The 9,224-nt window shown below is 62.9% G+C and carries 9 protein-coding genes; 5 read left to right on the top strand and 4 right to left on the bottom strand.

All coding sequences use genetic code 11. The features are described from left to right. Positions 1–882: 882 nt before the first annotated feature. From AB6809_RS33840 to AB6809_RS33830, 3 genes are all read right to left on the bottom strand, one after another. The gene (locus AB6809_RS33840) at positions 883–2,124 is read right to left on the bottom strand and encodes an MFS transporter (protein ID WP_371028247.1); all 1,242 of its coding nucleotides are present in this window, start codon (positions 2,122–2,124) and stop codon (positions 883–885) included. Positions 2,125–2,197: 73 nt separating this feature from the next. Beyond that, positions 2,198–3,127, bottom strand: a complete 930-nt coding sequence (locus tag AB6809_RS33835) for a 3-keto-5-aminohexanoate cleavage protein (RefSeq protein WP_310074299.1) — start codon at positions 3,125–3,127, stop codon at positions 2,198–2,200. Continuing rightward, positions 3,124–3,690, bottom strand: coding sequence for a cupin domain-containing protein (locus tag AB6809_RS33830; protein ID WP_371028246.1), 567 nt, complete (start codon positions 3,688–3,690; stop codon positions 3,124–3,126). The genes AB6809_RS33835 and AB6809_RS33830 overlap by 4 nt, the downstream gene beginning before the upstream one ends. A gap of 165 nt (positions 3,691–3,855) precedes the next feature. Between AB6809_RS33830 and AB6809_RS33825 the strand changes: the two genes are divergently transcribed. From AB6809_RS33825 to AB6809_RS33815, 3 genes are read left to right on the top strand one after another with little or no spacing between them, the layout of a single operon-like run. Then, positions 3,856–4,716: an ABC transporter substrate-binding protein gene (locus AB6809_RS33825; RefSeq protein ID WP_371028245.1), complete on the top strand. Its 861-nt coding sequence runs from the start codon at positions 3,856–3,858 to the stop codon at positions 4,714–4,716. Between the two features lie 26 nt (positions 4,717–4,742). Beyond that, the gene (locus AB6809_RS33820) at positions 4,743–5,711 is read left to right on the top strand and encodes a fumarylacetoacetate hydrolase family protein (RefSeq protein WP_371028244.1); all 969 of its coding nucleotides are present in this window, start codon (positions 4,743–4,745) and stop codon (positions 5,709–5,711) included. After that, positions 5,704–6,180, top strand: coding sequence for a PaaI family thioesterase (locus tag AB6809_RS33815; RefSeq protein WP_371028243.1), 477 nt, complete (start codon positions 5,704–5,706; stop codon positions 6,178–6,180). The genes AB6809_RS33820 and AB6809_RS33815 overlap by 8 nt, the downstream gene beginning before the upstream one ends. A gap of 2 nt (positions 6,181–6,182) precedes the next feature. On the opposite strand, the gene AB6809_RS33810 is transcribed toward AB6809_RS33815, so the two are convergent. Continuing rightward, positions 6,183–7,115, bottom strand: coding sequence for a LysR family transcriptional regulator (locus AB6809_RS33810; RefSeq protein ID WP_371028242.1), 933 nt, complete (start codon positions 7,113–7,115; stop codon positions 6,183–6,185). A gap of 109 nt (positions 7,116–7,224) precedes the next feature. Between AB6809_RS33810 and AB6809_RS33805 the strand changes: the two genes are divergently transcribed. Together AB6809_RS33805 and AB6809_RS33800 are read left to right on the top strand one after the other, a co-directional pair. Continuing rightward, a complete protein-coding gene (locus AB6809_RS33805; protein ID WP_371028241.1) occupies positions 7,225–8,277 on the top strand; it encodes a Rieske 2Fe-2S domain-containing protein in 1,053 nt (350 codons plus the stop codon). Further along, entirely contained in the window at positions 8,274–9,224 is a 951-nt protein-coding gene (locus AB6809_RS33800) for a 2Fe-2S iron-sulfur cluster-binding protein (RefSeq protein ID WP_371028240.1), read from the top strand. The genes AB6809_RS33805 and AB6809_RS33800 overlap by 4 nt, the downstream gene beginning before the upstream one ends.

Here is a 9,224-nt window from a genome sequence, read left to right as displayed (position 1 = left end):
AAAAACAACCTTGTCCTGCTGCCGGGTGGAGGAGTTTGCGCGACCACAAGTGGAGGAGTTTGAGGTGACCGTCCGGGGGATCGATGTCTGGCAATAAGCCAGCATACAGCTGCTGCGTTTATACGGAGATTGCTGGGGGTGAAGTGTCTTTGCGTGCCCGCAGGATGTATGTGCGCGCCCGCACGAAACGCATCAAAGGAGGTAGCGGGATGATCGACACATCTAGGGAAACGGCATTATTGACGCTGTAGCGCTTTTCGCTAGTTGTAGGAAAACAAGAAGAATGAAACTGCGGGAACGCGAGCGGGGGGCCGCTCCACCATGCACTGAGGTCCGTTGTCTGGCGGGAGCAGACATCCGTATGTCTGCGTGAAAATCCTTACCAACGACCGCAGTTGGCCGATCGGGTAAGGTCGCCAGCGGCCGCTTATCGGCACTCTACTTCGCGGAACCTAGATTTGGCTGAATGACCGGTTCGGAGAAAGTTATCTGACCGGAGTGGGTCGACTGCTCCCCGACGAGGCCGTTCTGTGGCCGGAGCACGCTGGCCGGTCGACGTCGGACCGGGGTGGGCCATTATGAGACATTGAACATCTCCCATTGCGAGCGCTTTGGAGTCCGTTCGTGACCTGCCAGCGGTCATTGGACTTGCCCAAGCGATTCCGTCGTCGATTGAGCGTCGGACGTTGCGGTCATCGCCAGTTGAAAGTGGCACGCCGTCTTTTGCCTTCTGCGAGCACGTCCCCCTTGGATGCGCTCCCGTTACCAGACCGTTGCTGTGAGGTCTTTCTGCGGCTCCTGAGCTTTGCGCCGCCGCTGGCAGTCTGGACGACGGGGAGTGCGGCGGACGATGGTCGTCAGCAAGCCGGGACGCCAAGGACATCAGACGGGCGTGACACGGCTAGACTGTGCCGCATGCACCGACTCCCTCGGTCCGCGCTTTGCGAGCGTCAGGATCAGAACCACGATTGCCGTGGCGGCGCACATTAACGCCATCCACGCGACGGCCTGGATGAGGCCGCCGGCAAATCTGCCGACCGATTCGACGACGAGCGGGCTCAGAAAATTACCGAGGAAGAACGAGCCCATGTACCCGCCGGTCGCTCGGCCGCTTTGCGCGAACGGCACGCGTGCCAACGTCCACGTTCCAAGAAGCGGAAGCGCCATGCCCGCACCCGCCGCCGCGAGAAACGCGCCCGCAACGGTCGCGTTGGCGCCCGGACACGATGCGATGACAAAAAAGCCAAAGGCGAGCAGTCCGAACGCGATGACAAGAAGCCGGTTGATCGGCCAGCGCGCGAGTCGGTGAAACGCAAACGAGCCCACTGGAATGCCCGCATTGGCGATGGCGCCGCCCAACCCGAGCATCGCGGGTGCCGTGACGCCGCGTGCGGCGAGCAGGAAACTGATCTGCACAGGCACCACGAAGAACATGACCGACGCGAAAAGAATCAGCAGACAGAGAAGACCGATCTCGCGCCACGGAAACGGCAACTTGTGCGCGGATGCCTGCTCTAGTTGCGTGTCTTCGGGTTCCCAGATCATCACCGCGATGAACGGAAGGAAGAGGATCGCGCATCCATAGACGAGGAACGGTGTGCGCCAGCCCGCCGCCAGGCTGCCGAGCGCTCCGCCGACGGCGAACATCAAGGCGGCCACGACGGAGGCCGACGCATGCTGCATCGTCAGCCACTTCTGTCGCCGCACGCCGGAGAAATAATTGGCGACGAGCGCGGTGGCGATCGTGACGATCGCGGCTTCCGCGAGACCGATCACCGCGCGTGACGCAACGATCGCGTAGAGGTTGTTCAGCCGGAACGGCAGCACGCCTGCGACCGCGTAGATCGCCACCGCGCCCAGATACAGGCGCTTGCGTCCGAACGCGTCGACCAGCGATCCGACGAGCGGGCTGAACAACGCGATCATCAGCGCCGGAATGACCAGTACGACGAGCGTCAGCACGTCGGCATTCGGAACACCCGCATAGTCGTGTCGCATCTGCGGGAGCACAGGCGCAATCAGCACGGCACCGGTAGAAGAAAGCCAGCAACTGGCCATCAACAGCCAGCCGTGCCTGGCACCGGCTATGCGCGCGGGCCGCGTTTCAGCGGAAAGATCAGTCATGTTCGTCTCCAATGTTTTTGTATTGGCTGCTTCCGACGCATAGCGCCAGCAACGTGTCGCCGTCTGCGGACTGCTAGAAGGCCACCTGGTCGTGACCCTTCAGATCGAGCATCCGTCTCGCTTCATCTGGCGAGGCGATCTCGATGCCAAGCTCACCAAGAATCCGGCGAATCTTGCGCACCTGGTCGGCGTTGCTTTGAGCCAGCTCTCCCCGGCCGATATACAGGCTGTCCTCGAGGCCGACGCGGACGTTGCCGCCCATCAGGCTCGCCATCGTCGCGACGGGCATCTGATGCTTGCCGGCCGCGAGCACGGACCAGTGGTAGTCGTTGCCGAACAGCCGGTCGGCCGTGCGCTTCTGATGCAACAGGTCCTCGGCGTGCGCGCCCATCGCGCCGCGCAAGCCGAACACCGTCTGCACGAAAAGCGGCGGCTTCACGAGACCCTTCTCGAGGAAGTACTGCAGCGTGTACAGATGGCCGACGTCGTAGCACTCGAATTCGAAACGCGTACCGCCGGCCTTTCCGACATGCTCGAGAATCCACTCGATGTCGTCATAGGTGTTGCGGAAGATCAGCCCGCGTGTGCCCTTCAGAAAAGGCACTTCCCAGTCATGTCGCCATTCGCGCTCGCGCTCGGCCATCTCCGACAGCACGAGGTTCAGCGAGCCCATGTTGAGCGAGCACATCTCGGGCTTGAGCGCGCGGCCCGCCGCCGCGCGTTCCTCGATGGACATGTGCGGACCGCCGCCGCCCGTCGAGATGTTGATGACGGCGTCGGTCGACGACTTGATGGCGGTCACGAAGCGCCTGAACAGGTCGGGATCGCCGGAAGGGCGGCCGTCCTGAGGATTGCGGGCATGCAGATGGATGATCGAGGCGCCGGCCTCGGCGGCCGCGATGGATTCCGCTGCGATTTGCTCCGGCGTGACCGGCAGAAACGGCGACATCGAGGGGGTATGAGCGCCGCCTGTCACGGCGCATGTAATGATCGCCTTGCTCACAACGGTTCTCCTTCGACGAGATCGAGCAGCACGAAGGCCATCCGGCACGGCTTGTCCGAGCGGTTCGCCCAGCTGTGATTGGTCGTGCGCTGGATCAGAACGTCTCCTGCGCGCATGAGGGTTTCGCCTTCGTCGAGCAGCGCCCAGATTTCGCCTTCGAGCACGATGGCATAGTCGAGCGACTCCGTTTTGTGGAACCAGAAATGCCGCGCGCCCGATTTGTCGCGTACGCCGCTGTCGTCGAGGAATTGCTTCAGTTGCGCTTCGTCGTAGTTTTTATCGGGCGGAAAGTCGACGATGCGCAGCAGCGAGCCGCCTTTCGAATGGAACGGGAACGCGTGACCGGCCGGCGCGGGCTCGTCGCCGGGCGCGCGCGCTTCGCCGGTGGCCCACACCACATGCGCAAGTGGCAGCCCCGGCCGGTTCGTCCGGTTCGGTGTGGGTCCATCCGACACAAAGCAGGACTTACCCTGCGTATTGGTGCCAGTGACGATCCGCCTGACCGGTCGATACCCGTCCACATCCGCCTGCTGCAAGCCCTGATCTTTTGCCAGCATCTCCATGTTCTCTCCATTAACGAGTCGTACCGTATCGTTAATGAGTCGTGGTTGGCTGTCAATAGGGAAAATGAGCAGGACCGATCAGCAGTTTTCGGCCGCATTCGCGCTTGACAAATATGAACGGTCCGTTTTGTAATGAGGGCATTCAAACGACAACGGCCGGGATTCATGGAGACAGAAAAAATTCGCGTGATGTGGTTCGTGCCGCCGCTGCTTGCGCTCGTCGCGAATCAGGACGCGCAGGCAATCGCGGTTGATGCCGCTCGCAACCGTTCGTCGGACGAGCAGTTCGACGCGCTCCTGGCCGGGCAGGTGGATGCGGTCGTGACTTCGATGGACAACGTCATCGGCTGGAATCGCCGCGTGGGGCCGCGAGATTTTCGCGTCGTCGCTCAGATCGAGCGAACCACGCCGTTGACGGTGATCGCGCGGCCGCCACTGCGCAAGCTGCACGATCTGCGCGGCACGAACCTGCTGGTCGACGCGCCCGACAACGGCTTCGTCGTTGCGCTCAGGGCGATGCTGCGCGATGCGGGCGTCGCGTCCGATGCTGTGCGCCTGACGCCCGCGGGCGGCGTCAAGGAGCGCTTCGACGCGCTCGTGGCGGGACACGGCGACGCAACCTTGCTCGGGCCGCCATTCGATTCGATGGCGCAAGCGGCAGGGCTTGCATGCATCGCAAACGTGCAGGACACGTATGCCGATTTTCCGGGGCAGGGCGTCGTCATGCGCCAGGGCGGCGCGGCGAACGCCAGCGTCGCCGCGTGGCTGGGAGCGCTGGATCGAGCGCGCCGGCGCGTGAGCGGGAGCGCTGAACTTGCGACGCAGGCAGTGCTCGTCGCTGGTTTTCCTGAGCCCGTCGCCGCTGCAATGATCGCGCAGAACCCCGACTCGCTGCGTCCATCGGCAGAGGGCGTCGCGCTGCTTATCGCGCACCGCCGCTCGCTCGGTCTCGCGGGTGCGGACAATGACTATTCGAGCATCGTCGACGATTCGATGATCGGGCAATACATGGGAGGACAGCAGTGAAGCACTACGCGCTCGGAACGTTTTCTGTGGGAAATGATGGTGCCCGGTTTGCGGGCTTCGTCGTGAATGATCGCGTGGCTTCGCTCGCCGAACTCGCCGCGCGTCATGGCGAACGTGATCTGGCGGACGCACGCGGCGTGCTCGCGCTGCTCGAGAACTGGTCGACGAGCGAGCCCGCATTAGCCCGTCTCGCCGCACAGGTCTCCGAGGAAAACGGCGAATGGTATGCGCTGTCCGATTTGCATACGCATCCGGCGATCGATCTGCCGCGTCAGATCTTTTGCACGGGCGCGAATTACCGCAAGCATGTGGTCGACCTCACGGTGGATGCGAAGGTCGGTCCCGAAGGACTCGACGAGGCCGGCCTTCGACGTTGGGCGGAAGCGATGATGGACGAGCGGCTTGCGAGCGGCGAGCCGTACGCCTTCACGAAGCCGGTCTCCACGGTCTCGGGGGCGTTCGATCCGCTGGTGTTGCCTGTCACGACAGAGAAGCCGGACTGGGAACTCGAGCTCGCCGTCGTGATTGGACGCAGCGGGTATCGGATTCCGCGCGACCAGGCGCTCGATTACGTCGCGGGCTACACCATCGCCAACGACATCTCCGCGCGCGATCTCATTCCACGTACCGACTACAAGATGCTCGGCACCGACTGGCTGCGCTCGAAGGGACAACCGGGCTTTTTGCCGCTCGGTCCTTATCTGGTGCCGAAGGCATTCGTTCCCGACCCACATCGTCTGAAGATGCGGCTCACGGTGTCGGGGCAAGTGATGCAGGACGAGACGACCGCCGACATGCTGTTCGGCATCGAGCGGCAGATCGAATACATATCGCGCTATTCGCGGCTGTTGCCGGGCGACGTCATCTGTACGGGTTCGCCGGCCGGCAACGGCACGCACTACAACCGTTTCCTGCGCGACGGCGATGTGATGGAAGCCGAGATCGAGGGATTGGGCCGCCAGCGGCAAATCTGCGTCGCACAACAGCATGGCTGACGTCATCGAACCGACGCTGCGCCGGGACAATCCTGATCGCGCCTTTCTTCACGAGCTTCTGTCCGCGCAAGCGAGCAACGTCGCGCTCGATATGAATCCCGCGTTGACCTCGCTTCGCGCCACATTGCTCGCGGGCAGCGAGGAAGCGCTGTCCATCCGCTTCAGTGCGCCGGCGCATTCCGTGCAAGGCAATGGCGTGGTATCGGGCGGGACCCTTGCTTCAATGCTCGATCTCGCGATGGCATTGGCGCTGCTCGCCAAACTGCCGCATGGGCGAACCTGCGCAACGATCAGTCTCACCGTCGACATGATCGAGCCGGGATACGTGGGCGACTTTATCGCCGACGCTCGCGTTAAACGTCTCGGCGGGCGCGTGTCGTTCGTGGAAGCCGACCTTTACGATGAGACGGGAACGCGGCGCGTGGCAAGTGCGACTGCGCCGTTTGCGGTGTTCGATGTGCGGGGCTGATTTCAGGCCTCGTCGTCCGCGAAATCCGGATAGCGGTCGAACGTTTCCTTGATCAGATGGCGCAGCCAGATATTGGCGGGATCGTCGTGGAATCGCGGGTGCCAATGCTGGTGGAGCGCGAACGGCGGCAACGGCACCGGCGGCGGCACGATCCTGATCGTGCCGAGCCGCGCGAAGACGTTGCCGAGTTCGAGCGGCACCGTGGCGATGAGATCCGGCTGTGCGTCGATCAGATGCGGCACGACCAGAAAGTGCGGCGTGGTCAAATAGATGTTGCGCTTGATGCCGTATTCGTCGAATGCGCTGTCGTAGGCAGCGCTCGCGCGGCCGGTCAGCGAGACGACGATCTGCGGCATGCGCTCGAACTGCGCCCGGCTGATCGTTTTGCCGACCGCCTTGTTGCGCACGCTGACCATCGTGACGAAGCTGTGCAAGAACAGGCGTTGCTGGAATAGTCCTTCGGGCGCCGCGCGCACCGAGCCGAGTGCGAGATCGGCTTCGCCGACGGCGAGCGTCGCCTCGATCTGTTCGAGCGGCACCTGCACGGAGCGCACCGCACAGTCAGGCGCGACCTTGCGCAAGCGGCGGATCAGCGGAGGCAGAAAAACGAGCTCGCCCATGTCGGTCATGCTGATCACGAAGGTGCGGCGAGCGCTGGCCGGATCGAAGCGGGCCTGCGACACGACGCGCTGTCTCAGTGCCGTCATGACCTCGGTAACCGTCGTGCCGAGCAACACGGCCTTCTCCGTCGGTTGCATGCCGGCCGACGTCTTGATGAATAACGGGTCCTCGAAAAACGTCCTGAGCCGGTTGAGTCCGTGACTCATCGCGCCTTGCGACAGCCCGACTTCCGCGGCGGCGCGCGTGACACTGCGTTCCCGCAGCAGGGCGTCGAACAGCACCAGCAGGTTGAGATCGAGGTCGCGAATATGCATGGCATGCATTAGGGGAATTAGTCCCATCAGGTTGACGCATGATCCGGGCAAACCTATCGTGGCGTCAAGCGTTGAAGAACGACGCGCTATAACGAATCGGGAGACAAGAATGTTCATCAGGAATACTTGGTATGTGGCCGCCTGGTCGCATGAGGTCGAGGGCGCCGATCTGTTCTCGCGCACCATTATCGGCACGCCTGTTTTGCTGTACCGCAAGGAGGATGGCGAAGTCGTCGCGCTGATGGATCGCTGTTGTCATCGCGGCGCACCGTTGTCGGTCGGGCGGCGTGAAGGCGATTGCGTTCGCTGCATGTATCACGGCCTGAAATTCGACAGCAATGGAGCGTGTGTCGAAGCTCCGGCTCAGGAGCGGATTCCGCCGCAGGCCAGGGTCAGACAGTTTCCGGTCGTGGAGCGTTACCGCTGGATCTGGATCTGGATGGGCGATCCCGCGCTGGCCGATCCGTCCACGATTCCCGATACGCACTGGGTCCACGATCCCGAATGGCGCTCGCTGCCCGGCTACATTCACTACGACGTCAACTATCTGCTCATCTGCGACAACCTGCTGGATTTTTCGCATCTGCCCTTTGTTCATCCGACCACGCTAGGCGGCGGCGAAGATTACGCAGCGAGCCAGCCGAAAGTCGAACGACTCGAAGACGGTGTACGCATCACGCGATGGACACTCGACACCGAGCCGCCGCCGTTCGCCAAAGCCGTTCGCGCGTGGCCGGGCAAGGTCGACCGCTGGAACATCTACGACTTCACAGTGCCGGCGATTCTGCGCATGGATTCAGGCATGGCGCCCGCGGGCACGGGTGCGCCCGAGGGCGTTCGCGTCGGCGCAGTCGAGTTTCGCGGCTGCCAGGCCCTGACGCCTGAAACCGAAAATTCGACGCATTATTTCTTTGCTCACCCGCATAATTTCTCGCTCGATCAGCCCGACGTGACGCGTTCGATTCATCAGGCGGTTGTCGACGCGTTCGACGAGGACCGCGACATCGTGACTGCGCAGCATCGAAATCTCACGCTCGATCCCGGGTTCAGGATGTTGGCTTTCGGCATCGACGCAGCGCTCTCGCAGTTTCGCCGGGCCGTGAACAAGCGGATCGACGAAGAAGGCGCCGCGGCCGCGCGGATGAGCGAGGCCACGTCGTGATCGAAGTCGTCGTCGCTAAAACTGCGCGTGTAGCTGAGGGCATACTCGACATCGAATTGCGCAGAGCGGATGGGGCAAGCCTTCCGTCATTCGATCCAGGAGCGCACGTCGACGTTCATTTGCGCGAGGGGCTCGTCCGTCAATATTCACTGTGCAACGACCCGATCGATCCGACACGCTATCGCCTCGGCGTAAGCCGAAGCGCGGCGTCGCGGGGCGGGTCGGCGCACATACACGAATCGCTGCGGCCTGGCGACACGCTGCGCATCAGCGAGCCGCGCTCGCTCTTTGCGCTATCGGCCGAAGCGGCCTGTCATCGCTTCATCGCCGGCGGCATTGGCATCACGCCGATCCTCAGCATGATCCGCTGGTGTGAGCGTCATGAGCTTCCGTGGCAGTTGAGCTACTGCGTTCGCTCGCGAGCACACGCGGCTTACCTGGACGAGTTGCTCGCGCTCGGCGGAGATATTCGTCTATATGTCGACGACGAAGCCGCTGTGCCGCATGACGTCAGCGGCATGCTCGCTGACGTGAAACCCGCCGAGCATGTCTACTGTTGCGGACCGGGCGGGCTCATGGACGCAGTTGCGGCGCGCGCCCACGACTTGCGCATCGGTGCGGATCGCGTTCATTTCGAGCGATTCGGGGCTCCAGCCGACGAGCGCGAGCGCGGCGACCCGCAACTGTTCACCGTCACCCTTGCCCGGAACGGCGCGCGATACACGGTAGAGCCCGACGAATCGATTCTCGATTGCCTCGAACGGCATGGCCTGACGCCTCCGTTTTCGTGCCGGGAAGGGCTTTGCAGAAGCTGCGAGACGGCGATCGTGTCAGGCAAGGTCGATCATCGCGACTTTGTACTGAGCGCCGCGGAACTGCGCGAGGGCAAGTCGCTCATGATTTGCGTGTCGAGAGCGACGACCCAGGAGCTGGTGATCGACCTATGA

Origin of the sequence: Paraburkholderia sp. RCC_158, from assembly GCF_041355255.1 — a bacterium.
In the GTDB taxonomy this organism is placed as follows: domain Bacteria; phylum Pseudomonadota; class Gammaproteobacteria; order Burkholderiales; family Burkholderiaceae; genus Paraburkholderia; species Paraburkholderia graminis.
The sequence above is the reverse complement of the archived record's forward strand: the minus strand, read 5'-3'. Positions and strand labels throughout refer to the sequence as shown.